Here is a 24,245-nt window from a genome sequence, read left to right on the forward strand (position 1 = left end):
CGGCGGTGTATCCGGCGGTGCTCAGATCTGAAGCAGGGCCTCCAGCGGCGCCCCGGCCAGGGCCGGCTCCAGGCGGGCACGGCCGCCCAGGAAGCCCAGCTCCATCAGCACGGACACTCCGGCGACCCCGGCCCCCGCCCGGCGGATGAGCTGGAGGGAGGCCTCGGCGGTGCCGCCGGTGGCGAGGACGTCGTCCACGACCATCACGCGGTCCGCCGCGGAGAGGTCCTCGGCGTGCACCTCGATCTCGGCGGAGCCGTACTCGAGGTCGTACGCCTGGCGCAGGGTGGCTCCGGGAAGCTTGCCCGCCTTGCGCACGGGGACGAAGCCGACGCCCGCGCGGACGGCGGCCGGCGCCCCGAGGATGAACCCGCGGGCCTCCAGACCGACGATCTTCGTCGCGCCGTGCTGCACGGCCAGCTCCGCCAGTGCGTCGGTGAGCGCGGTGAACGCCTCCGGGTCCGCGAGCAGCGGGGTGATGTCCTTGAACATCACGCCCGGCTGCGGGTGGTCCGGCACATCCCGTATGCGGCTCAGCAGCAGCGCCGTTATGTCGGTCATCGGCGCTTTCCGGAGGGCCGGCCGCGACCGCGGGTGCGGGACGCGGGCTGGTGACGCTGGCCCACGACCGCGGGCGAGGAGTCCTCCGGTTCGCCCTCGTCCGGTTCGACACCGGCCCGGGCCCCGGCGAGCTCCCCCTCGGCGGCGGCCTGGGCGCGCTTGGCCAGGACCCGCTTCCTGAGAGCCTTCATCTGCGGCTCGCGCTCCTTGAGGTCGGCGACGAGCGGCGTGGCGATGAAGATCGACGAGTACGCACCGGCCGCGAGACCGACGAACAGCGACAGCGAGATGTCGTTCAGCGTGCCCGCACCGAGGAAACCGCCACCGATGAACAGCAGACCGGCCACCGGCAGCAGCGCCACCACGGTGGTGTTGATGGAGCGGACCAGGGTGCCGTTGATCGACAGGTTGGCGACGTCGCTGTAGGTCCAGCGGGTCTGCTTGGTGAGGTCCTTCGTCTGCTCCTTGAGGCTGTCGAAGACGACGACCGTGTCGTAGAGCGAGTAACCGAGGATCGTCAGCAGACCGATCACCGTGCCCGGCGTCACCTCGAAGCCGACGAGGGCGTAGATACCGGTGGTGATGGTGATGTCGTGGATCAGCGCGACCAGGGCCGCGACGGCCATGCGCCACTCGAAGGCGATCGCGAGGTAGATCACCACGAGCACCATGAAGATCGCCAGACCCTGCCAGGCCTTGCTGGCGATCTGCTCGCCCCAGCTGGGACCGACCAGATCGGCGTTGATCTTCTCTGCGTTGACGTTCAGGTCCTTGGCGAGTGCGTCCCTGATCTGGTCGGCCTTGCCGGTCTCGATACCGGCGATCTGGATGCGCAGACCGCCCGTACCGAGCTTCTGCACGACCGCCTGGTGGCCCGAGGAGTCCTGGGCGTAGGTCTCGGCCTGCGCCACGGAGACGCTCGTGCTGGGCGTGGTGAAGACAGCACCGCCCTGGAACTCGATGCCCATGTTGAGACCGCGCACCGTCAGGCCGAGGATGGCCGTGATGGTGATCAGGATCGAGATGCCGTACCAGATCTTGCGCTTGCCGACGAAGTCGTAGGAGACCTCGCCTCGGTGGAGCCTGGCGCCGAGGTTGCCGAGCTTGGACATCTCTCACGCCTCCTTCGGGTCGACGGGGGCGGAGGGACGACGGGTGCGCCGCAGAGGCGGCTTGGCGCCCAGGCGCTCGGGGTCGAGACCGGACCAGCTGTGACCGCCCGCGAAGAACTGCCGGCGGGCAAGGATGGTCATCAGCGGCTTGGTGAACAGGAAGACGACCACCACGTCCAGGACCGTCGTGAGACCGAGGGTGAACGCGAAGCCCTGGACCTTGCCGACGGTGACGATGAACAGCACCGCGGCGGCGAGGAACGACACGAAGTCGGAGACCAGAATGGTGCGCCGCGCACGCGGCCATGCACGTTCGACGGAGGGCCGCAGCGAGCGCCCCTCGCGGATCTCGTCCCGGATGCGTTCGAAGAACACGATGAACGAGTCCGCGGTGATACCGATCGCGACGATGGCACCGCAGACGGCCGGCAGGTTCAGCGCGAAGCCGATGGTCGGGCCGAGCAGCGACATGATGACGTAGGTCAGGACGGCCGAGATCATCAGCGAGGCGATCGCGATCAGCGACAGACCCCGGTAGTAGACCACCAGGTAGATCACGACGAGGGCGAGACCGATCGCACCGGCGATCAGACCGGCGTGCAGCTGCTCACCGCCGAGGGCGGCGGTGACGGTGGTGACGCTCTGCTCCTCGAAGGAGAGCGGAAGCGCACCGTACGACAGGACGTTCGCCAGGTCCTTGGCCTCGGTCTGGTCGAAGCTGCCGGTGATCTCGGCGCTGCCGCCGGTCAGCGCCTGGCTGACGTACGGGCTGGAGACGACCTCACCGTCGAGGACGATGCCGAACTCGTTCTGCGGGGCCTGGTTCTGCGCCAGCTTGCCGGTGATGCTCGCGAACTTCTTGGACCCCGCGGACGTGAAGTCCATGGTGACCTTCCAGCCACCGGCGCCCTGGGTGTCGTAGACCGCCTGGGCCTTCTTGACGTCCGTTCCAGCGACCTCGGCCGGGCCGAGGAGGTACTTCTGCCACTGCTTCTGCGAGTTCTGGCCACAGGCCACCGTGGGGTCGGTGGGCTTGGTGCCCACGCCGGTCTTGGCGCGGACGGCGCTGTCGGCGCAGTTCAGCTGGGCGTACTCGGCCTGGAGCTTGCTGGTCGCGTCGGAGGCGCCGCCGCTCGCCGACGGCGAGGCGCTGGCGGAGGGGCTCGCGCTCGAGGTTGCCGACGGGGAGCCGGACGGCGACGGCGACGAGGTGGCCTTCAGCGCGTCGGTGACCGCGCGGCCCTGAGAGGTGGCGCTTGCCGAGGGGGTCGCGGAGCCGGACGGCGTCGCGGAGCTGGAGGAGCTCGCCTTGCTGCCGGTGCCCGGCGAGGCGCTGCCGGACGGGCTCGCCGTGGGGCTGCCCGAGCCGGCCGGGCTGACGACCTCGGTGGCGAGGACGGGGCGGAAGTACAGCTTGGCCGTGGTGCCGACCTGCTCCCGGGCCTGCTTGGAGTTCGTGCCCCGCGGGATGTTGACGATGATGTTGCGATCGCCCTGCGTCTGGACCTCTGCCTCGGACACGCCCAGACCGTTGACACGGCGGTTCATGATGTCGACCGCGGTGTCCATGTTGGTCTTGTTGATCGCGGATTCCTGGCCGCTCTTCGCCTTGAGCGTGATGCTCGTACCGCCGGCGAGGTCGATGCCGAGACGCGGAGTGGTGTGCCCGGAGGCGAACATGCCCCCGGTGAGCGCCGCGATGGCGATCAGGATGAGGGCCAGCGAGCGCCCTGGCTTGCTCTGGGCGCTCGCGCTCCGGCCCTTCTTCGGTGCTGCCACCTTCTCGTACTCCCTCTCGTGCCGCCGCGCGCGAGGTCGGCGCGCGGGCAGCCATGACATTGTGTCGGGTCTCCGGGCGAAAACCGCACAATCCGGGACCGGGGCGCGTGTCTGCGCTCCGGTCCCGGAGGGCGGCTACTTCGCGTCGGCCTCGCCGTCGGTCTTCTTGGGCTCTGCTTCGTCCGCCTTCGCGTCGGCCGCCTCGTCGGCGGCCTCCTCGGCGGAGTCCTTCTCGGCCGTGTCCTTCTTGCCAAGGTCGACGGGCTTGTCGTCGGAGGCGTCGGCAGCGGAGTCATGGGGCTCGGTGAGGGAGGAGACGTCGTCCGGCACGACGGCGCCCTCGGCCTTCAGGTCGTGCTCGATGCCGTGGACGATGCGGTTGTACTCGTCGTCGGTGAGGACGGCGCCGATCGCGTTCTTCGCGAAGAGGAGCTCCACGCCCGGGCCCGCGTCAACGAGGACCGTGTCCTCGTTGACCTCCTTGACCGTCGCGTACATGCCCCCGATCGTGCGGACGCCGCTTCCGGGCTGCATCTCATTGCGCATATGGACGGCCTGCTGCTGCTTGCGCTTGGCCGAGCGGGTCATCAGGAGCATGGCCCCGAACAGCACGATGAACAGGAGGAGGGTCACGATATTCACGGGACGGAATTTTCCTTCGCACGACCGCTCGATCGGCGGCCTGGTGGATGGGAGGGGTCGGCGCCGCTTATAAGGGCGGCATCGGCGGAGTCTAAGCGAGTCCGCACGCAAGGAACAACGCTCAGCATGGCACCGGGGTTCCTGCCGCTGCGAGTCCCGCGCCGTCAGGCCCCGAACAGGCCCTGTTGTCCGTTTCCGCCGGTGACACCCCGTGGCGCGGTGAGCCCGAGGTGTGCCCACGCGGCCGGAGTGGCCACCCGTCCGCGCGGGGTGCGGGCGAGCAGGCCCTCCCGGACCAGGAAGGGTTCGGCGACCTCTTCCACGGTCTCTCGTTCCTCCCCCACCGCGACCGCGAGCGTGGACAGGCCGACGGGGCCGCCGCCGAACAGCTTGAGCAGTGCCTCGAGCACCGCACGGTCGAGGCGGTCCAGGCCCCGGGCGTCCACCTCGTAGACGGTGAGCGCGGCGCCCGCGATCTCGCGGTTGATCACTCCGTCCGCCTTGACCTGCGCGTAGTCCCGCACACGGCGCAGCAGACGGTTGGCGATGCGAGGCGTGCCCCGCGAGCGTCCGGCGATCTCCGCGGCGCCGTCGGGGTCGATCTCCACGTCCAGGAGGTTCGCCGAGCGGTGGATGACACGCTCCAGCTCGGCCGGCTCGTAGAACTCCATGTGCGCGGTGAAACCGAAGCGGTCACGCAGCGGGGGCGGCAGCAGACCGGCCCTGGTGGTGGCGCCGACCAAGGTGAACGGCGGCAACTCCAGAGGGATGGCGGTCGCGCCGGGTCCCTTGCCGACGATCACGTCGACCCGGAAGTCCTCCATGGCCATGTAGAGCATCTCCTCGGCGGGCCGGGACATGCGGTGGATCTCGTCGAGGAAGAGGACCTCGCCCTCCTGCAGCGAGGAGAGGATCGCGGCGAGGTCGCCCGCGTGCTGGATGGCGGGGCCGCTGGTGATCCGGATCGGGGCGCCCATCTCGGCCGCGATGATCATGGAGAGGGTGGTCTTGCCGAGGCCGGGGGCGCCGGACAGGAGCACATGGTCCGCGGTGGCGCCGCGGGCCCGGGCCGCGCGGAGCACGAGATCGAGCTGCTCGCGGACCTTCTCCTGGCCGATGAACTCGCCCAGGTCCTTGGGGCGCAGCGCGGCCTCGACGGCCTGGTCCTCACGGTCGGCGGACGCACCGACGAGCCGCTCGGGGGCGGGGGTGTCGGACGTGTCGTCCCAGTTCATCGGTTCCTCTGCCTTGCGGTCTCGTGGTGGCGCGGGCGGTTCAGCGGGCTCGGTTCAGGCTCTGCAGGGCCGCCTTGAGCAGGGCACCCACCTGGGGCGTGCCCCCGGCGGCCTCGGCCTGCGGGACGACCGCGGCGACTGCCTCCTCGGCCTCGCGGGTGGCGTACCCGAGGCCGATGAGCGCGGCGTGCAGCTGGTCGCGCCAGCCGGAGGTGACCGGAGCGCTGACCGCCGGGGCACCGATCGGCTCGCCCAGGCGGTCCTTCAGCTCGAGAAGCAGCTTCTGCGCGCCCTTCTTGCCGATGCCCGGGACGGCAATGAGCGCCTTCTCGTCACCGGTCGCCACGGCTCGGCGCAAGGCGTCGGGGCTGTGGACCGCCAGCATGGACTGGGCCAGACGCGGGCCCACGCCGCTCGCCGTCTGCAGCAGCTCGAACACCTGGCGCTCGTCGTCGTCCGTGAAGCCGTACAGGGTAAGCGAGTCCTCGCGCACGACCAGGGACGTGGCGAGCTTGGTCTGCTGTCCCATCCGGAGTCCGGAGAGCGTGTTCGGCGTGCACTGGACGGCGATGCCGATGCCGCCCACCTCGACCACCGCGGAGTCCGGGGCGAGGGCGGCGACCGGGCCGCTGACGAAGGCGATCATGCGGTACGGCCTTTCGATGCGTGCAGGGCGACTGCCTGCTGGAGCCGGTTCTGGGCGGGCGCGCGCCAGATGTGGCAGATGGCGAGGGCGAGGGCGTCGGCGGCGTCAGCCGGCTTGGGTGGCGCGTCGAGCCGCAGGAGCCGGGTGACCATGGCGCCGACTTGCGCCTTGTCGGCCCGTCCCGTGCCGGTGACGGCGGCCTTGACCTCGCTCGGGGTGTGCAGGGCGACGGGGATGCCGCGGCGGGCGGCACAGAGCACGGCGACGGCGCTGGCCTGGGCGGTGCCCATCACCGTACGAACGTTGTGCTGGCTGAAGACCCGCTCCACAGCGACGAATTCGGGCCGGTGCTCGTCCAGCCACTGCTCGATGCCCTGCTCGACGGCGACGAGGCGCAGGCCGAGGTCGGCGTCCGTGGGTGTGCGGACGACACCCACTCCGAGCATGGTCAGCGGCCGTCCTGGAACGCCCTCGACGACGCCGACCCCGCACCGGGTCAGCCCCGGGTCCACCCCCAGTACGCGCACGTACGCCCCTTCCCCTCTGTGCGGCCGGCCTCGCCCCGGCTACCGCTGGGCGGCGGCCCCGGCCGCGCTCGCGGACCTGGCCGGGCGCCACCGGGTTTGCCTGGGCGCGGTCCGTGGGCGGTGATCATTGACTGCCGCCAGGCTATCGGCTGCCACTGACAACGACGGCGGGCCGGGGGACGTGTCCCACCGGCCCGCCGTCGACGTCGAGTTCGCGGCAGCGTTACGCGTCGACCTTCTCCATGACCTCGTCGCTGACGTCGAAGTTGGCGAAGACATTCTGCACGTCGTCGCTGTCCTCGAGCGCGTCGATCAGCTTGAAGATCTTCTTGGCGCCCTCCTCGTCCAGCTCGACCTGCATGGTCGGGACGAAGTTCGCCTCGGCGGAGTCGTAGTCGATCCCGGCGTCCTGAAGAGCGCTGCGGACCGCGACCAGGTCGGTGGCCTCGCTGAGCACCTCGAAGGACTCGCCGAGATCGTTGACCTCCTCGGCGCCCGCGTCCAGCACGGCACCGAGGACGTCGTCCTCACCCAGCTCACCCTTGGGGACGATCACGACGCCCTTGCGGTTGAACAGGTACGAGACCGAGCCGGGGTCGGCCATGGAGCCGCCGTTGCGGGTCATGGCGACCCGGACGTCGGAGGCGGCGCGGTTGCGGTTGTCGGTGAGGCACTCGATGAGCACCGCGACGCCGTTGGGACCGTAGCCCTCGTACATGATCGTCTCGTAGTCGGCGCCGCCGGCCTCGAGGCCAGCGCCGCGCTTGACCGCGGAGTCGATGTTCTTGTTCGGGACCGACTGCTTCTTGGCCTTCTGGATGGCGTCGTAAAGAGTCGGGTTGCCTTCGGGGTCCGAGCCCCCCGTCCGTGCCGCGACCTCGATGTTCTTGATCAGCTTCGCGAAGAGCTTGCCGCGCTTGGCATCGATGACGGCCTTCTTGTGCTTCGTCGTGGCCCATTTAGAGTGGCCGGACATCTGCCTGTCTCCTTCGCGTAACCCAACTCTGTACGAACGTCAGAGATCCTACAAGGACTCCGCCCCTCGCTTGGCGAGCACCAAGTCGACGAACAGCGCGTGCACGCGGTGGTCGCCCGTCAGCTCCGGGTGGAACGACGTGGCCAGCGCGTTGCCCTGGCGTACGGCGACGATGTGACCGTCGTACTCGGCGAGCACCTCGGCCTCGGCACCCACGGACTCGACCCAGGGCGCCCGGATGAAGACGCCTTCTACAGGATCGCCCTCGACCCCTTCGACGTCGACCGCCGCCTCGAAGGACTCGTTCTGACGCCCGAAGGCGTTGCGGCGCACGATCATGTCGATACCGCCGATGGTCTCCTGGCCCGAGCGCGGGTCGAGGATCTTGTCGGCCAGCATGATCATGCCGGCGCAGGTGCCGTAGACGGGCATGCCGTCCCGCACGCGCGCGCGGAGGGGTTCCATCACTCCGAAGAGGACGGCCAGCTTGGAGATGGTGGTGGACTCGCCGCCGGGGATGACGAGGCCGTCGACCTCGGCGAGCTCTTCGGGGCGCCGCACCGGCCTGGCCACGGCGTCGGCCGCGGCCAGGGCGATGAGGTGCTCCCGTACGTCGCCCTGGAGGGCCAGGACGCCTATGACGGGTGCGTCGGTCATGTACGTGGTGTCCTCGGTGATGTCGTGCGGTGTCCGGACGGACGGGTACTACCAGCCGCGGTTGGCGTAGCGCTCGCTCTCGGGGAGGACGTCGCAGTTGATGCCGACCATGGCCTCGCCGAGGTTGCGGGACGCGTCCGCGATGATCTTCGGGTCGTCGTAGAAGGTGGTCGCCTTCACGATGGCGGCGGCGCGCTTGGCCGGGTCGCCCGACTTGAAGATGCCGGAGCCGACGAAGACGCCCTCGGCGCCGAGCTGACGCATCAGCGCGGCGTCGGCCGGGGTCGCGACACCACCGGCGGAGAACAGCACGACCGGGAGCTTGCCCAGCTCGGCGACCTCCTTGACCAGCTCGTACGGGGCGCGCAGCTCCTTGGCGGCGGCGTACAGCTCGTGGTTGTCGAAGCCGCGCAGCTTGGCGATCTCGTTCTTGATCTGGCGCAGGTGGCGGACTGCCTCGACGACGTTGCCGGTGCCCGCCTCGCCCTTGGAGCGGATCATCGCCGCGCCCTCGGCGATGCGGCGCAGCGCCTCACCCAGGTTGGTGGCGCCGCAGACGAACGGCGTGGTGAAGGCCCACTTGTCGGAGTGGTTGACCTCGTCGGCCGGGGTGAGGACCTCGGACTCGTCGATGTAGTCCACGCCGAGGGCCTGCAGCACCTGGGCCTCGACGAAGTGGCCGATGCGGGACTTGGCCATCACCGGGATGGAGACGGCGTTGATGATGCCCTCGATCATGTCCGGGTCGGACATGCGGGCCACGCCGCCGTCCTTGCGGATGTCGGCCGGGACCCGCTCCAGAGCCATGACGGCGACGGCGCCCGCGTCCTCGGCGATCTTCGCCTGTTCCGGCGTGACGACGTCCATGATCACGCCGCCCTTGAGCTGCTCGGCCATGCCGCGCTTGACGCGGGCGGTGCCGGTCTCGGGGGTCTGGGGGGTGGAGAGCGTGCTGGACACGGGTTTCGACCTCACTCTGAAAAAGAGGGATTTCTGCTGGACCGAGGAAACGTGAGGTGAACGGGCCGCTGCAAGGGCCAATACGGAGGCGGTGGATCATTTTGCCCCGCACATCGGATGCGGCCCGGCGGCTTGTGTCCCCGAACCCCGGCCGGGCGGGGCCTTCAGACGGCGGAACGGTCCGTGAGCGCCGCAGGCGGCTCGTCGTCCATTTCGAAGGCCATCGGGAACGGAGCGTGGCCCGCCGGGCGGGGCCTTCAGACAGCGGAACGGTCCGTAAGCGCCGCAGGCGGCTCGTCGTCCATTTCGAAGGCCATCGGGGACGGAGCGTGGCCCGCCAGGCGGAACCAGCGCACCTTGCGGTGGCGCCGCAACGCCCGTGCCGCCCCCACCGCGTCGTTGTGAAACCGCCGGGCCATCGGCACCCTGCGCACCGCCTCGGTCAGCTCCCGGGCGGCCGCCTCACCGCCGGGGGCCTCGCGTACCGCGTCCACCTGCGAAGCCTCTCCGAAGACGGCCCGCAGCGCCTGGCTCAGCTCGCTCTCGGCGACCTCACGCTGCTCCTCCTCCGCCTGCCGGGCCCCGTGCGCGGCCTCGTACAGGACGATCGACGCGGCCGGGTCCAGCACTCCGGAGGTCGCGAGCTCCTGGGCGACCGAGGCCCGTCGCAGCAGCTGCGCGTCGAGCGCGGCGCGTGTCGCGTCGATCCGGGAGTGCAGCCGGTCGAGGCGGCCCGCCGTCCAGCTCAGGTAGAGGCCGATCGCGATGAGAGCGACAAGGATCCAGATGAGGGTTGCGGTCACGGGCGGCAAGGCTACCGGTGCGCCTGCTGGGCTCGGCCCGACCGGGTCCTCCTTGAGCGGCGGCGGCACCCCCACCACGGGCCTGTCGCGCCAGGGACCGGCTCAGGAGGCGCCCCGGGCGCCTTCCACGTCAGTCCCTCGCGAGCGCCCCAGCCGAGCCCGCAGGCCCGTCCGTTCGTCGGCCGCCACCGCGGCCGCGCCGTCCGTCACCGTCTCGTAGACCGAGAGGATGTCCGCCCCGACCCTCGACCAGTCGAAGCGCCGTACATGGGCGCTGCCCCGCGCGCTCAGTTCCGCGCGGCGCTCCGGGTCCTCCAGCAGCCGCACAGCCGCGTCGGCCAGTGCGTCGGCGTTCTCGTTGGCGAACAGCTCGCCCGCCGCGCCCCGGTCGAGGACCTGGGCGAAGGCGTCCAGATCGGAGGCGAGCACCGGCGCCCCCGCGGACATCGCCTCCACCAGGATGATCCCGAAGCTCTCGCCGCCGGTGTTGGGCGCCACGTACAGGTCGACGCTGCGTAGAAGGCGCGCCTTGTCCTCGTCGCTGACCATTCCGAGGAACTCCACGCGGGAGCGCAGCTCGGCGGGGAGCGTCTCCACGGCCGCCTTCTCGTCGCCCCGTCCGGCGACCAGCAGCCTTGTCCCGGGGCGCGCAGCCAGGATCTTCGGCAGCGCCCTCATGAGGACCGGCAGGCCCTTGCGCGGCTCGTCGATGCGTCCTATGAAGCCGATCGTCTCGCCCTGCCATTCGGACTTGGACTCGGCCTTCGCGAAGAAGTCGACGTCCACTCCGTTCGGGATCACCACCGCGTCGCCGCCCAGGTGTTCCACCAGCGTGCGCCGGGCGTACTCACTGACCGCGATGCGTGCGCTGATCTTCTCCAGGGCCGCCTGGAGGATCGCGTACGCGGCGACCATCGCCCGGGAGCGCGGGTTCGAGGTGTGGAAGGTCGCCACGATCGGGCCCTGTGCCGCCCAGCAGGCCAGCAGACCGAGCGACGGCGAGGCCGGCTCATGGATGTGGATCACGTCGAACCGGCCCTCGTGCAGCCAGCGCCGCACCCGGGCCGCACTGAGGAAGCCGAAGTTCAGGCGGGCCACCGAGCCGTTGTAGGGCACCGGGACGGCACGGCCGGCGGAGACGACGTAGGGCGGCAGGGGCGTGTCGTCGTCCGCGGGGGCGAGGACGGAGACCTGGTGTCCCAGACGGATGAAGTAATCGGCCAGATCACGGATGTGGAACTGGACGCCACCCGGCACGTCCCAGGAGTACGGGCAGACGATGCCGATCCTCACGAGGTCCCCTTCTCGGGCCGAAGGCGAGCCTTGGCTGGATCCAGGTCAGCGAGCCACAGACGCTGCAGCATGTGCCAGTCCTCCGGATGTTCTGCGATCCCCGTGGCGAAGGCGTCTGCCAGCGCCTGTGTCATGACAGACGTCTTCTCGGCCCGGGTACCTGTCTCCGGTACCTCGATCGGGGGATGTACGCGGCCCTGCATGACCGGCGAGTCGTCGTACCAGAGGGTCACGGGGAGGAGGAGCGCCCCTGTCTGCTGGGCGAGCAGCGCAGGTCCCGCGGGCATACGGGCCGTCTCGCCGAAGAAGGCGACCTCGATCCCGGAGACGGACAGGTCACGGTCGGCGACCAGGCAGACGAGGCCTCCGTCGCGCAGCCGCCGGGCCAGGGTGCCGAACGCGGAGCCACCGCTGTGCGGGAGCACCTCCATGCCGAGGCCCTCGCGGTAGGCGACAAAGCGGTCGTAGAGCGTCTCCGGCTTGAGTCGCTCGGCGACCGTCGTGAACGGAGTCTGCAACTCGGTGGTGACCCAGGCTCCCGCCAGATCCCAGTTGGCCAGGTGCGGCAGCGCGAGGACGACGCCCCGCCCGGCGGCCAGTCCATCGGTCAGGAAGTGCAGGTCCTTGGGATCGAAGCCGTTCTTCACCCGCTCGACGCTCCAGGCCGGCAGGCGGAAGGACTCCATCCAGTAGCGCAGGTAGGAGCGCATGCCCGCCCGGCTGAGCTCGGCGAGCCGCTCGGGCCCGGCGCCGGGCACCACGCGCGCGTAGTTGCTCTCGAGTCGTTGCACGCCCTTGCCGCGCTGCTTCCAGGCGAGGTCCGCGATGCCGCGGCCGAGCCTCGCGGCGACCGGTTCGGGCAGGGTCTTGACCGTGCTCCAGCCCAGGCCGTAGAGCCCGTCCGTCAATCGCTCCCGAGGACTGGTCACGCCGCCGCCCCGTTCTCCCGGCCGTCCCGCCCGCCGTTCACGTCGCCGCCCCGCTGCCGTGCGAGGCGTTCTCGTCCCGCTGCGCCGCCGCGGCATCCGCCTCGGCCGATTCCCGGCGCACGGTGACCACGCGCTGGATCAGGGTGACGAGGCTGCCGACGGCGACGATCCACAGCGCGATCGGCAGCAGTACCTGGATACCCGGCACGCCGAACTTGTGCAGTCCCGCGAAGCCGGCCGCCACTAGCGAGATCACCAGGCGTTCGGCACGCTCCACGAGCCCGTTGACCGCGACGGGCAGGCCGATCGACTCGCCGCGTGCCTTGGTGTACGACACGACCTGGCCGCTGGCCAGACAGAAGATCGCGACCGCGCACAGAAGGTTGTTGTTGCCGTTGCCCGCGTACCACAGGGCGAAACCACCGAAGATCGCTCCGTCGGCCACCCGGTCGAGCGTGGAGTCCAGGAAGGCGCCCCAGCGGCTGGAGCGGCCGAGCTGGCGCGCCATGTTGCCGTCGACGAGGTCCGAGAACACGAACAGGGTGATGACGACCGTGCCCCAGAAGAACTCGCCCTGGGGGTAGAAGACCAACGCGCCCGCCATCACGCCGGCGGTGCCGATCAACGTGACCGTGTCGGGACTGACGCCCCTGCGGATCAGAAACGCGGCGAACGGTGTGAGGACACGCGTGAAGAATGCACGCGCGTACTTGTTCAGCATGGCCTTCCCGACGGTCGTGTCGCCGCGCGGCCCTGCTGGCCACCGGCGCGCCCATCGTAGCCACGCGCACGCGTGCATGACCGCCGGGCACCCACACCGGGAGCGTGAGCCGGCCACCGCGTGGGCCAGGACGGATCACGGCGGGCGCGGTACGGGGGGGCGGCGGGATCACGTCCTTCGTATGGACGCACCGTGACGGGAGTGCAAAGCTCGAAAGACACCGCGGGCGTCGTCGGAGCCGCCGGCGCCGGGGTACCTCCCCGACCAGGTCCGGGCGAGGATCCGTACGTCCGCGCCCACAGTGACCTCACCGTGCACGGGAGGCAAGGCCATGGGCGACAAGGCGAACCCCCACCCCGGAGCCGCCGGCAGGGCAACGGCGGTCGACCACCCCACGTCCGTACGGAATGTGGTGCTGGTCGGCCCCAGCGGATCGGGCAAGACCACTTTGGTGGAGGCTCTCGCGCTGGCAGCGGGAGCGGTGAACAGGGCGGGCCGCGTGGAGGACGGCGGCACCGTCTCGGACTACGACGAGATCGAGCACCGGCAGCAGCGCTCGGTGCAGCTCTCGCTGGTGCCCGTCGACTGGGACGGAATCAAGATCAACCTTCTGGACACTCCTGGATACGCCGACTTCGTCGGGGAGCTCCGGGCCGGTCTGCGAGCCGCGGACGCGGCCCTTTTCGTGGTCTCGGCCTCGGACGGAGTGGACGGTTCGACCCGCATGGTGTGGGACGAGTGCGCGGCCGTCGGCATGCCGCGCGCCATCGTGATCACGCACCTGGAGGCGGCGCGGGCGGACTTCGAGGAGATGACGCGGATCTGCGGCGAGGCGTTCGGAGGCGACGACCCCGACGCCGTCCTGCCGTTGTACCTGCCGCTGCACGGCCCGCAGGCACCTGACGGGCACGCGCCCGTGACCGGACTGACCGGCCTGCTGACGCAGAAGCTCTTCGACTACGCGTCCGGCGAGCGCAAGGAGTCCGAGCCCGGGCCGGACCAGTTGCCCCCGATCCAGGAGGCACGCAACCGGCTGATCGAGGGGATCATCGCGGAGAGCGAGGACGAGACCCTCATGGACCGCTATCTGGGCGGCGAGGAGATCGACCTGGACAGCCTGGTGCAGGACCTGGAGCGAGCCGTCGCGCGCGGGACGTTCTTCCCGGTCCTGGCCGCCGCGCCCGCCACCGACGGCGGCCGCCAGGGGCTCGGCACCGTCGAACTCTTCGAGCTGGTCGGGGGCGGGTTCCCGACTCCCCTGGAGCGCGAGGCGCTCGCCGTCAGCTCTCCGGACGGCAAGCCGCGCGAGCTCGCGCTCTGCGACCCAGGCGGACCGCTCGTGGCGGAGGTCGTCAAGACGTCGTCCGATCCCTATGTGGGCCGGGTCTCGCTGGTCCGGGTGTTCTCCGGCACGCTGCGTCCCGACGAGACGGTGCATGTGTCCGGGCACGGACTGGCCGATCGCGGCCACGAGGACCACGACGTCGACGAGCGCATCGGCGCCCTGTCCGCGCCCTTCGGCAAACAGCAGCGTCCCCTCTCGCACTGCATCGCGGGCGACCTCGCGTGCGTGGCGAAGCTGAACAGGGCCGAGACGGGGGACACGCTTTCGGCCAAGGACGACCCGCTGCTCCTGAATCCCTGGGAGATGCCCGATCCGCTCCTGCCGCTCGCCATCCAGGCGCACAGCAAGGCGGACGAGGACAAGCTCAGCCAGGGACTCTCCCGGCTGGTCGCCGAGGACCCGACCATGCGGCTGGAGCAGAACCAGGACACCCATCAGGTGGTGCTCTGGTGCCTGGGCGAGGCGCACGCGGACGTGGCCCTGGAGCGGCTGCGCAGCCGCTACGGCGTCCAGGTCGACGTGGTCCCGCACAAGGTCTCCCTGCGGGAGACGTTCGCGGGCAGGTCCACCGGGCGCGGTCGCCATGTGAAGCAGTCCGGCGGGCACGGCCAGTACGCGATCTGCGAGATCGAGGTCGAGCCGCTGCCCGGCGGCTCGGGCATCGAGTTCGTCGACAAGGTGGTCGGCGGGGCCGTCCCCCGGCAGTTCATCCCGTCCGTCGAGAAGGGCGTCCGCGCCCAGGCCGCCAAGGGCGTGGCCGTCGGTCACCCGCTCGTCGACGTCCGGATCACGCTCCTCGACGGCAAGGCGCACTCCGTGGACTCCTCCGACGCCGCGTTCCAGACGGCCGGCGCGCTCGCCCTGCGCGAGGCGGCGGCCGACACGACGATCCACCTCCTGGAACCCGTCGCCGAGGTGTCGGTGCTCGTCGGCGACGACTACGTCGGCGCCGTGATGAGCGACCTGTCGGGGCGGCGCGGCCGGGTGCTGGGCACCGAGCAGACCAGCGGCGGCCGCACCCTCGTACGGGCCGAGGTGCCGGAGATCGAGATCGGCCGGTACGCGGTCGATCTGCGTTCCCTCTCACACGGCACGGCGCGCTTCAGCCGCTCCTACGCGCGGCACGAACCCATGCCGCCGCAACTGGCGGTGAAGATCCGCGAACAGATGCGGGACGCCTCGTAGTCGTCCCGGTGTTTCCCGAGTCCCCTCGGCGGGCGGCTTCTTGGCCGTCCGCCGACGGATGCCGGTGCCTGCCGATACGCTGATCACCTGATCACATCGAGGCGCGATCAGTGCGATGGCCTGTTCAACAGGTGTGCGGAGCAAGGAAGTCGGGAAGGCCGCAGGAGCGGGTTCGGCGGCGAGGGGGCGGCAGTGACGGACGGATTCGATTTCAGCCCCGGGGCCCAGGTGCCTCTCTCGGGCTCCGCGGGCCAGACGGCGGCGACCTACGCGCTGGCCTCGGCGGCCTACCGGGACGCGAGCGTCGAGAAGATCCTCGACGCCAACAACGAATGGCACGAGTCGGCCATCAGCCCCGGCCGCTCGTGGGCGAAGATATTCCGTCCCAACCTCGGTGAGGCTTTCTCGCTTGCGGTGCGGGACCGCATGCTGGGCGCAAACCGCAAGCCGCTTATCCAGTCCTTCGGCACCGAGCCGCAGGTGGTTGTGGAGCACTGCCTGGCCGCCCACCGCATCCGCAGGGAGCGCGACAACTGGCTCTCGGCGGTGACGGTGCTGTGCGGAGTGCTGTTCCTGCCGGGGATGCTGGTGTGGCTGCTGGTCTTCCAGATCCGCGCCACCGTCGCCAAACGCGACGACAGGCGCAGCACCGCCCTCGGCTCGTCGCTGCTGATCGCCGTGGGCGCCCTCGCCGTGATCTTCCTGATCCGCATGCCGTTCACGGGCTTCTGGGCGTGGTACGCACGTGCCTCGGTGGTCATGCCGGTCGTGGGCTGGTTCTGGGCCAAGCAGATCTGCGAGCGCACGGCACAGGACCTGCGCGACCGCTGGGACAGCCTGCTCGCCGGCGGCGGCCTCGGCGCCAAGATCCCCGAGGCGGTTCCCGGCAGCCCTGGTGAGACGTCCGCCGAGCGGCTGCGCCAGGCGCTGGCCCGGCTCAGCGCCGAGCAGCAGTCCAACTCCGTCTTCTACGCCGGGCCCAAGGGCATCCTCGGTATGGGCACCCGCTGGGGCAGCTGGCAGCTCGCCGAGGACCTGGTGCCGCGTGAGAAGGACAAGGAGATCCACCCCTTCCGTAGCTGGGACGTGATCAAGGCCATCCACGACCAGCTGCGGATGCTGGAGCGCGGCCCGCTCAACACGGGCGGTTTCCCGACCCCTTCGATACGTCACTGGGTCGTCAGCCCCATCGGCGAGAAGGCGAAGGAGGTGTCCCGCCCCAAGGGCACGGACGTGGACGCCTACCAGGTCAAGCCCCACGCGATACAGGAGATCTGCAACAAGCAGCAGTTCGGCAGCGGGGAGCGGCACTACCTGGGGGTCCAGTGGACGCTCTGGGACGGCCAGTTGATCATCACCATGCTGATCACGGTGACGGTGCTGCACGAGACGCTGCGCATCGAGGTCACCGGGCACGCGCTGGGCCCGGTGCACGCACTGTTCACGTCGAAGCCCGAGGCGCCGACCAAGAAGGTGCAGAAGCAGGTCAGGTTCTGGGAGACCCGTGAGGTGAAGCTCCCGCTCGTCGACACGGACGAGGTGGTGCGCCTCGCGGTGCGCGCTCCCCTCACCGGGTACCCGCCGGTGCTGAACTGGCTCGGCGGTTCGCTGACCCTGCCGGAGCCCTTCGGTCTGCGTCACGCGTGGGCGGACCAGCCGTGGCGGCACCGCTTCATGGCGGACGACGCGCTGCGCGCCGCCACACCGGTGCTGCGGGTGGTGCATGCGGCCGCGATCCGGGTGCTGGAGGAGAACGGCGTGGACACGGAGAAGTTCGGCACACGGTCGTCGTTCCTCAGTACGCAGGTGCAGGACACGATGCCAAGGAAGGCCGACGTCTACGACGCGTAGTGCCGCAGGAGGTGAGCCGGTCCGTGCCGCGGGCCGGTCGTCACTGCGGACCGGTGCCCCCAGACCCCCACTCCGGCCTGAACGGCCTCGTCCTCAAGCTCCCCGACGACCGGCAGAACACGACGGGCTGAGTCAACCGGATCCGGGACGGGGCCTCAGACCGCGGGCCACGCCTCCGCCAGCATCTTCCTGGTGTCCGCCAGCAGCTGCGGCAGCACCCTGGTGTGGCCGATCACCGGCATGAAGTTCGTGTCGCCGCCCCAGCGGGGGACGATGTGCTGGTGCAGATGGGCGGCGATGCCCGCGCCGGCCACCGCGCCCTGGTTCATGCCGATGTTGAAGCCGTGGGCGCCGGACGCGGTGCGCAGGGCGGTCATGGCCTGCTTGGTCAGCTCGGCGAGTTCCACGGTCTCCGGACCGGTCAGATCCGTGTAGTCGGCGACGTGGCGGTAGGGCACGACCATCAGATGGCCGCCGTTGTACGGGTACAGGTTGAGCACCGCGTACACCTGCTCGCCGCGCTTGACGATCAGTCCGTCCTCGTCGGACTTGGCCGGGATGGAGCAGAACGGGCAGCCGTCACCGGCCCCAGGACCGGTCGGCTTGTTCTCGCCCTGGATGTACGCCATCCGGTGCGGCGTCCACAGGCGCTGGAAGGCGTCCTGCGTGCCCACTCCGATCTGCTGTTCCGGCTCACTCGTCATGCTGTGCAGCATATGGCTTCGCCCGTTCGCGGCGTGTCGGCAGGGCACGGGCAAATCCGCCGGGGGCGAAGCTGAGCCGGTGGACGACGACAGCCTCACTGCGCGCTGGGAGCGGCGGGCTGGGACCCCGCTCGCGGTGGCCTCAGTGCTCTATCTCGCCTCGTACGCGGTGCGCGTCCTCGGCCATGGGCTGCCCGAGCCGGTGCGCAATCTGTGCCTGGCGCTGACCTGCGCAAGCTGGGCGATGTTCGTCGTCGACTACGCGGTGCGCTGACGCCAGAGCGGTCAAGGGCTCCACTTCGCCCACCGGCACTGGCTGGACTCGGTGGTCGTGCTGCTGCCCCTGCTGCGGCCGGTCCGCATCGTACGGGTCCACGACGCCGTGCAGCGCCGCCACGGACATCTCCCGCGGATGCCCCTGCAGGGCCGGGTGATGCTGTACGCGGGGATGTCGGCGGTGCTGCTCGGCTTCACCGCCGCTCTCACCGTCTGCGATCTGGAGCGCACCGCCCCGCACACGACGATCCACACGTTCGGCGACTCAGTGTGCTGGGCCGTCTCCACGCTGTCGACCGCGACGGGCCTGATGGGCTGCGGACTCGGTCTGCTGGGCGCGGTGGCGGGATCGTTCTCGTCGTGGCTGATGCAGGCGTTCTCGCGGCGCGACGACGGCGGAGGGCCCCCGGGGAGCTGAACCCCGGGGGCCCTCCGGCAGGTCTCCGTCAGATCTGCGCCCGCTCCTCGACCACCTTCGCGATCTTCGCGATGGCCTCGTCGAACGGGATGCCGTTCTCCTGGGAGCCGTCCCGGTAGCGGAAGGAGACCGACTCGGCCGACATGTCCTCGTCGCCCGCGATGACCATGAAGGGCACCTTCTGCTTCTGGGCGTTGCGGATCTTCTTCTGCATACGGTCCGAGGACGAGTCCACCTCGACGCGCAGCCCCTTCTTGCGGGCCGCCGTGGCGAACTTCTCCAGGTACTCCACGTGCGCGTCGCCGATCGGGATGCCGACCGCCTGCACCGGGGCCAGCCAGGCCGGGAACGCGCCCGCGTAGTGCTCCAGGAGCACCGCGAAGAAGCGCTCGATCGAACCGAAGAGAGCGCGGTGGATCATGACCGGGCGCTGCTTGGAGCCGTCGGGCCCGGTGTATTCGAGGTTGAAGCGCTCGGGCAGGTTGAAGTCCAGCTGGACCGTCGACATCTGCCAGGTGCGGCCGATGGCGTCCTTGGCCTGGACCGAGATCTTCGGCCCGTAGAAGGCCGCGCCGCCCGGGTCGGGGACCAGCGGGAGTCCCTGCTTCTCGGCGACCTGCCGCAGGGTCTCGGTGGCCTCTTCCCAGGCCTCTTCGGAGCCGACGAACTTCTCCGGGTCCTTGGTGGAGAGCTCGAGGTAGAAGTCGGTGAGGCCGTAGTCGCGCAGCAGGTTCAGCACGAACGTGAGCGTCTTGTCGAGCTCGTCGGCCATCTGCTCGCGGGTGCAGTAGATGTGCGCGTCGTCCTGGGTGAAACCGCGGGCGCGGGTCAGCCCGTGCACGACGCCCGACTTCTCGTACCGGTACACGGTCCCGAACTCGAAGAAGCGCAGCGGCAGTTCACGGTAGGAGCGGCCGCGCGCGTCGAAGATCAGGTTGTGCATCGGGCAGTTCATGGGCTTGAGGTAGTAGTCCACGCCCTCGTCGAGCTGCATGGGCGGGTACATGCCGTCGGCGTACCAGTCCAGGTGGCCCGAGGTCTCGAAGAGCTTCCCCTTCGTAGCGTGTGGGGTGTAGACGAACTCGTAGCCCTCTTCCTCGTGGCGGCGGCGAGAGTAGTCCTCCATCACCCGGCGGACGATACCGCCCTTGGGGTGGAACACGGCGAGGCCGGAGCCGATCTGCTCCGGGATGGAGAACAGGTCCAGCTCGCTGCCCAGCTTGCGGTGGTCGCGCTTCTCCGCCTCGGCGAGGAAGTCCAGGTACTCCTTCAGCTCGTCCTTGGACGGCCAGGCGGTGCCGTAGATGCGCTGGAGCATCGGGTTCTTCTCGCTGCCGCGCCAGTAGGCGGCCGCGTTGCGCATCAGCTTGAACGCCGGGATGTTCCGGGTGGAGGGCAGGTGGGGACCGCGGCACAGGTCCTTCCAGCACAGCTCGCCGGTCTTGGCGTCCAGGTTGTCGTAGATCGTCAGCTCGCCCGCGCCGACCTCGACGTCCGCCCCGTCCTCGCTGGACGCCGAGCCCTTGAGGCCGATCAGCTCCAGCTTGTACGGCTCGTCCGCCAGTTCCTCGCGGGCGGCCTCGTCGGTGACGACGCGGCGGGAGAAGCGCTGGCCGCGCTTCTGGATCTCCTGCATCTTCTTCTCGACGGCCTTGAGATCCTCGGGCGTGAACGGCTTCTCGACGTCGAAGTCGTAGTAGAAGCCGTCCCTGACCGGCGGGCCGATGCCCAGCTTGGCCTCGGGGAACAGCTCCTGCACGGCCTGGGCCATGACGTGCGCGGTGGAGTGGCGCAGGATGTTCAGACCGTCCTCGGAGGAGATCTCCACACCCTCGACGGTCTCGCCGTCCTTCACCTCGTAGGCGAGGTCCTTCAGCTCACCGCCGATACGCGCGGCGATGATCGAGCGCTCGCCGGCGAAGAGATCGGCGGCCGTGGTGCCCGTCGTCACCGTGCGCTCTTCCCGGTCGGAATCGCGTTGGATGATCACACGGACGTCTGACACCGGTCTCTCCTGACTGCAGGCGGGTGCGGCGCCATACCTGGAGCGCGCGCATGACTGGGATCGTACCGACCCGGCCCCGCCCTCCGCGAAAGGGTTGTCGTCAGTCCCCGCCGCATGCCTCTTCGAAGAAGTCCAGATTCTCCTGCAGCGACTTCATGAGCCGGTCCCGCTCGGCCTCGTCGACCTGGACCGGCGCCACCCCGGACGGCGCGACGAGGCGCCGGAACCCGCCCCGGCTCTCCAGCCGCCCGTGCACCCGCACCGGCAGCCCGATGAGATGGGCGTGGCCCGCTATCCGGTACGCCTCCTCGTCCAGGGTCATCCGGACGTGGGGCACCTCGGCGCCGGCGATGACCCGCAGCCGCACGGTCCCCTCACCGCGCGGTCCCGACCTGCGCAGACGGACGACGGCCCCGGTGATCCGCACCGGTACGGACGGCTCCTCCCGCTGGTAGCGCGCGGAGGCCTCACGCAGCACGGGCAGGTCGCCGGGCGAGAACTCCACCGGTTCGGCGGGCGCCGCGCAGCCCTCGGGGACACCGGCGGCGGGCGCCCACTCCACGGCGATCCTGGCACCCTCGGATCCGCGTACGAGGGCGACCAGCGCCTCGGTCAGCTCATGGCTCACGCCCGCCTCGACCGCGGCGTCGAAGGCGTCCATACCGCCGGTGGCCCGCCGGTAGTCGATGGCCTCCCGGGCCGCGTAGAGGGCCTGGTGCAGTCGCACGGCCAGCGGCCTGCCGGTGGACGCGGGCACGAACGCGGTGAGCCTGCGGCCGCCCGGGGCCGCGCCGACCAGGACGGGTTCCAGGGACGCGGCGGCGGGCCTGCGGTGCCGGGCGCCGTAGTAGCCGGCACGCGCGCGTGTGGCGAGCGCGCCCGCCATCAGCATCTGGCGGGCGGCGGTGCGCAGCTGGTCCTCGACAGCCCAGGGCGCCGAGCCCGCCGGCCCCGAGGGAACGTCCCGCCACCAGTGGATCTCGTCGCTGGGCACGGCGAGCCCCACCAGCACGTCGCGCGCCGCGGGCGAGCCGCTGCGGTACAGGGCGACGAGGGCTTCGCCTATGAGGTCGTCGCTGTCCGGGAAGGCCCGGTTCTCCGGGACCAGCAGGCTCGTACGGCCGTTGCCCGGGCCGGGTGGGGTCCAGCGGCCGTAGCGCCCGGCGGCTCCACCACGGCGCTGCCAGCCGTGGCGGAGCAGGAGGGCGCTGAGTACGGCGGGGTCCACCTGGTCGGGCGCGGGCGGCTGGTTCCACAGCGGTTCGGCCGGGTGCGGCCGGACGGCGCGGGCCGACTCGTCAAGGGGACGGTGTGTCACGGTCTGCCTCCCGTTCCGACCCGGGTCATGATCTCGCACAGCGCGCGGTCGTCGAAGATGCGTGAAGTGGGAATGCGCACGGTGGTGCGGCGCCGGCCTGTGATCGGGTGTCCTGCCAGGTTGACCCAGTAGCAGCAGTGCCGCAGGTCGAGCCGGTCGTGCCCGGCCCGCAGCCACTGCTCCTGAGACCGCGGGACGATCATCACGACCAGGATCTTGTGCACGGAGACCGGGGTGCGGGCGAGCTTCGCCAGGTGCGCGTTGTCGAGCGTGAAGGAGAAGGAGCGCCCAGGCGGGTTCGGCGGGATCTGGTAGGTCGCCTTGAGCTGCACCTTGATGGTGACCTCGTCGTCCACCGTGTGGCCGGGTGCGCTGTGGCTGACGTGCCAGTCGATGCCGTTGTCCGGAAAGGGCTGCGACAGCGAACAGCCGGCCGCCGCCGCGACCGCGTGCAGATAGCCCACCTGCAAGGTCTCCATGCAGGCGGTGGTGGCGAGGGTGCCGCGACGGGTTGCCGTCCTCTCGGGCAGCAGCCCGCCCCGTTCGGGCTGCGCTATCGCCATGACCAAAAGCCTTCCCAGCCAAGTGAGTCCCCGTGACGGGCCCGTGAACAGCAAAGACCCGTACTCCTGTTGTCTCCTTCCGGCGTACGGCGCAAACGGCCCGGGTATCACCAAACGGGCAGAAGACGGTACGTCAGCTGCCAAGGGTGAACGAGGAGTTGTGTACGCATGACGTGCTGGTACGAGGGGCCTCTGGCCGCGTTCGATACAGAGACCACGGGCGTGGACGTCGAGACCGACCGGATCGTGTCGGCCGCCGTCGTCGTCCAGGACACCCCGGGAGCCCGGCCGCGGGTCAACCGCTGGCTGGTGAACCCGGGTGTGCCGGTGCCCGCCGAGGCGACGGCGGTGCACGGGCTGACGGAGGAGTATCTGCAGCGCAACGGCCGCTGGCCGTCGCCTGTGATGGACGAGATAGCGAGGGAGCTGAGCGAGCAGGCCACGGTGGGCCGGCCGCTGGTGGTGATGAACGCGCCGTTCGATCTGACCTTGCTCGACCGGGAGTTGCGCCGGCATCGTGCGTCCTCGATCGAGCGGTGGTTCGCGTCGGCTCCGCTGCTGGTGCTGGACCCTCGGGTGCTGGACAAGCATCTGGACCGGTACCGCAAGGGCCGCCGCACGCTCACCGACCTGTGCGCGCACTACGAGGTCGTACTGGACGGAGCGCATGACGCGGCTGCGGACGCGGTGGCGGCCCTGGAGGTGGTACGGGCCCTGGGACGCCGTTTCGCCGGCCGTCTGGAACGGCTGACTCCGCCCGAACTGCACACGCTGCAGACCGGGTGGCACGCGGCGCAGGCGCGCGGGTTGCAGGCGTGGTTCGCGCGCAGCGGCACGGACGAGCTGGTGGACCCGGCCTGGCCGGTGCGTCCGGAGCTGCCGGCCGCCGCCTGAACATGTCACGGGAGGTCGCAGAACACCTCTTGACATGCGAAAAGCCGGCCCGTCTACGACGGACCGGCCATTTCCGGGTGGGCGATACTGGGTTCGAACCAGTGACCTCTTCGGTGTGAACGAAGCGCTCTCCCACTGAGCTAATCGCCCGGGAACGCACTGAACAATACAGGTCCCGGCGGGCTTCCTTCAAACTGCTTCGAGGTACGCCACCAGTCCGCGCCGCCCGGCCCGCGTCATCAGCCGGTGGTTGGCCCGGAAGAACGGGCGTCCCGGCACGGCGAACCGCCGGAGCAGCGGCTTGTGCACGTCGACCACCTGCTCGTAGTCGGCGTGCGAGCCGCGGGCGGCGGCGGTGACCGTCCAGCGGGCCCAGCCGTCGATGTCGCCGGACATCGCGATCTGCAGTATCCGGGCGGCGGGATCCTGCCGCATCCGGCGTGCGGTGAAGGTGATGTCGTACGGGAGCAGGGAGCGGATGGAGATCACGGCGCTGTCGTCGTCGATCCGGTGCACCGTGCGCACCTGCGGCCACCACCGCGGATAGTCCTCGGCCTGTGCCAGCACGGCGTAGGCCCGCTCGGGGGGGACGGGCAGCGCCCATACGCAGCGGAAGCGGTAGTGGTTCCAGTCCATGGGCCGAGTGTGCCGGTCCGTGAAGCGCGGCGGTACGGATCCGGAGGGATGCGGGCAACCGCCCTCGTCCCCCTCACAGGTGGCACGCGCCGCGCGGGGGGCGTGGCCCATCCGCCGCTTCCGCCCGAGGAGTTACCGGACCCTCGACGCCGAACGGCGGCCGGCCCCGACGCAACCTGCGCTCACCGGCTGCGGGCGCCGGGCGGCGC

The 24,245-nt window shown here is 70.3% G+C and carries 22 protein-coding genes, 1 tRNA gene and 1 pseudogene; 4 read left to right on the forward strand and 20 right to left on the reverse strand.

Features of this window, described 5'->3' with window-relative positions; genetic code table 11:
• Positions 1-21: 21 nt before the first annotated feature.
• The 14 genes from ACWDA7_RS04740 to pgsA all read right to left on the reverse strand — a co-directional run bounded on the left by ACWDA7_RS04740 (position 22) and on the right by pgsA (position 12,841).
• Positions 22-561, reverse strand: a complete 540-nt coding sequence (locus tag ACWDA7_RS04740) for an adenine phosphoribosyltransferase (protein ID WP_450602756.1) — start codon at positions 559-561, stop codon at positions 22-24.
• A complete protein-coding gene (secF, locus tag ACWDA7_RS04745; RefSeq protein WP_450602757.1) occupies positions 558-1,673 on the reverse strand; it encodes a protein translocase subunit SecF in 1,116 nt (371 codons plus the stop codon). Before secF ends, ACWDA7_RS04740 begins: the two co-directional genes overlap by 4 nt.
• A 3-nt stretch (positions 1,674-1,676) precedes the next feature.
• Positions 1,677-3,452 carry a protein translocase subunit SecD gene (gene secD, locus ACWDA7_RS04750; RefSeq protein ID WP_450602758.1) on the reverse strand — a complete coding sequence of 592 codons (1,776 nt, stop codon included), beginning with the start codon at positions 3,450-3,452 and terminating at the stop codon, positions 1,677-1,679.
• A gap of 135 nt (positions 3,453-3,587) precedes the next feature.
• Positions 3,588-4,094 carry a preprotein translocase subunit YajC gene (yajC, locus tag ACWDA7_RS04755; protein WP_450602759.1) on the reverse strand — a complete coding sequence of 169 codons (507 nt, stop codon included), beginning with the start codon at positions 4,092-4,094 and terminating at the stop codon, positions 3,588-3,590.
• A gap of 164 nt (positions 4,095-4,258) precedes the next feature.
• Positions 4,259-5,329 carry a Holliday junction branch migration DNA helicase RuvB gene (ruvB, locus tag ACWDA7_RS04760; protein ID WP_450602760.1) on the reverse strand — a complete coding sequence of 357 codons (1,071 nt, stop codon included), beginning with the start codon at positions 5,327-5,329 and terminating at the stop codon, positions 4,259-4,261.
• 40 nt (positions 5,330-5,369) lie between these two features.
• The gene (gene ruvA / locus ACWDA7_RS04765) at positions 5,370-5,975 is read right to left on the reverse strand and encodes a Holliday junction branch migration protein RuvA (RefSeq protein WP_450602761.1); all 606 of its coding nucleotides are present in this window, start codon (positions 5,973-5,975) and stop codon (positions 5,370-5,372) included.
• Positions 5,972-6,502 (reverse strand): crossover junction endodeoxyribonuclease RuvC, encoded by a 531-nt coding sequence (ruvC, locus tag ACWDA7_RS04770; protein ID WP_450602762.1) that lies wholly within the window; start codon positions 6,500-6,502, stop codon positions 5,972-5,974. Before ruvC ends, ruvA begins: the two co-directional genes overlap by 4 nt.
• Positions 6,503-6,725: 223 nt before the next feature.
• Positions 6,726-7,478: a YebC/PmpR family DNA-binding transcriptional regulator gene (locus tag ACWDA7_RS04775; protein WP_359389991.1), complete on the reverse strand. Its 753-nt coding sequence runs from the start codon at positions 7,476-7,478 to the stop codon at positions 6,726-6,728.
• 48 nt (positions 7,479-7,526) lie between these two features.
• On the reverse strand, positions 7,527-8,135 hold the full coding sequence (gene pdxT / locus ACWDA7_RS04780) for a pyridoxal 5'-phosphate synthase glutaminase subunit PdxT (protein ID WP_450602763.1): 609 nt from the start codon (positions 8,133-8,135) through the stop codon (positions 7,527-7,529).
• Positions 8,136-8,183: 48 nt separating this feature from the next.
• A complete protein-coding gene (gene pdxS / locus ACWDA7_RS04785; protein WP_311696060.1) occupies positions 8,184-9,095 on the reverse strand; it encodes a pyridoxal 5'-phosphate synthase lyase subunit PdxS in 912 nt (303 codons plus the stop codon).
• A 257-nt stretch (positions 9,096-9,352) separates the two neighbouring features.
• Positions 9,353-9,898 carry a hypothetical protein gene (locus ACWDA7_RS04790; protein WP_450602764.1) on the reverse strand — a complete coding sequence of 182 codons (546 nt, stop codon included), beginning with the start codon at positions 9,896-9,898 and terminating at the stop codon, positions 9,353-9,355.
• Positions 9,899-10,000: 102 nt separating this feature from the next.
• Positions 10,001-11,191 carry a glycosyltransferase family 4 protein gene (locus ACWDA7_RS04795; RefSeq protein ID WP_450602765.1) on the reverse strand — a complete coding sequence of 397 codons (1,191 nt, stop codon included), beginning with the start codon at positions 11,189-11,191 and terminating at the stop codon, positions 10,001-10,003.
• Positions 11,188-12,120 (reverse strand): phosphatidylinositol mannoside acyltransferase, encoded by a 933-nt coding sequence (locus tag ACWDA7_RS04800; protein WP_450602766.1) that lies wholly within the window; start codon positions 12,118-12,120, stop codon positions 11,188-11,190. The genes ACWDA7_RS04795 and ACWDA7_RS04800 overlap by 4 nt, the downstream gene beginning before the upstream one ends.
• A gap of 37 nt (positions 12,121-12,157) precedes the next feature.
• A complete protein-coding gene (gene pgsA / locus ACWDA7_RS04805) occupies positions 12,158-12,841 on the reverse strand; it encodes a phosphatidylinositol phosphate synthase (RefSeq protein ID WP_450602767.1) in 684 nt (227 codons plus the stop codon).
• 331 nt (positions 12,842-13,172) lie between these two features.
• Here pgsA and ACWDA7_RS04810 point away from each other — a divergent pair, with 331 nt between their 5' ends.
• Positions 13,173-15,371 (forward strand): elongation factor G-like protein EF-G2, encoded by a 2,199-nt coding sequence (locus ACWDA7_RS04810; RefSeq protein ID WP_450602768.1) that lies wholly within the window; start codon positions 13,173-13,175, stop codon positions 15,369-15,371.
• 192 nt (positions 15,372-15,563) lie between these two features.
• Complete coding sequence (locus tag ACWDA7_RS04815) at positions 15,564-17,222, forward strand: hypothetical protein (RefSeq protein WP_450602769.1); 1,659 nt, start codon at positions 15,564-15,566, stop codon at positions 17,220-17,222.
• Positions 17,223-17,377: 155 nt separating this feature from the next.
• Here ACWDA7_RS04815 and ACWDA7_RS04820 read toward each other — a convergent pair whose 3' ends face one another.
• A complete protein-coding gene (locus tag ACWDA7_RS04820; RefSeq protein ID WP_359389965.1) occupies positions 17,378-17,938 on the reverse strand; it encodes an HIT family protein in 561 nt (186 codons plus the stop codon).
• 67 nt (positions 17,939-18,005) lie between these two features.
• On the opposite strand from ACWDA7_RS04820, the pseudogene ACWDA7_RS04825 reads away from it, so the two are divergent.
• Positions 18,006-18,620 (forward strand): annotated as a pseudogene (locus ACWDA7_RS04825) (potassium channel family protein).
• Positions 18,621-18,648: 28 nt separating this feature from the next.
• On the opposite strand, the gene thrS reads toward ACWDA7_RS04825, so the two are convergent.
• From thrS to ACWDA7_RS04840, 3 genes are all read right to left on the reverse strand, one after another.
• Entirely contained in the window at positions 18,649-20,625 is a 1,977-nt protein-coding gene (gene thrS, locus ACWDA7_RS04830) for a threonine--tRNA ligase (protein WP_450602770.1), read from the reverse strand.
• Between the two features lie 100 nt (positions 20,626-20,725).
• Entirely contained in the window at positions 20,726-21,943 is a 1,218-nt protein-coding gene (locus ACWDA7_RS04835; RefSeq protein WP_450602771.1) for a hypothetical protein, read from the reverse strand.
• On the reverse strand, positions 21,940-22,506 hold the full coding sequence (locus ACWDA7_RS04840) for a DUF4365 domain-containing protein (protein ID WP_359389955.1): 567 nt from the start codon (positions 22,504-22,506) through the stop codon (positions 21,940-21,942). Before ACWDA7_RS04840 ends, ACWDA7_RS04835 begins: the two co-directional genes overlap by 4 nt.
• A gap of 168 nt (positions 22,507-22,674) precedes the next feature.
• Here ACWDA7_RS04840 and ACWDA7_RS04845 point away from each other — a divergent pair, with 168 nt between their 5' ends.
• Entirely contained in the window at positions 22,675-23,400 is a 726-nt protein-coding gene (locus ACWDA7_RS04845; protein ID WP_432925703.1) for a 3'-5' exonuclease, read from the forward strand.
• A gap of 78 nt (positions 23,401-23,478) precedes the next feature.
• Here ACWDA7_RS04845 and ACWDA7_RS04850 read toward each other — a convergent pair.
• Together ACWDA7_RS04850 and ACWDA7_RS04855 are read right to left on the reverse strand one after the other, a co-directional pair.
• Positions 23,479-23,550, reverse strand: a tRNA-Val gene (locus ACWDA7_RS04850).
• Between the two features lie 39 nt (positions 23,551-23,589).
• Positions 23,590-24,036 (reverse strand): SRPBCC family protein, encoded by a 447-nt coding sequence (locus ACWDA7_RS04855; RefSeq protein WP_450602772.1) that lies wholly within the window; start codon positions 24,034-24,036, stop codon positions 23,590-23,592.
• Positions 24,037-24,245 lie beyond the last annotated feature (209 nt).

The organism is Streptomyces sp. NPDC001156, assembly GCF_053598275.1.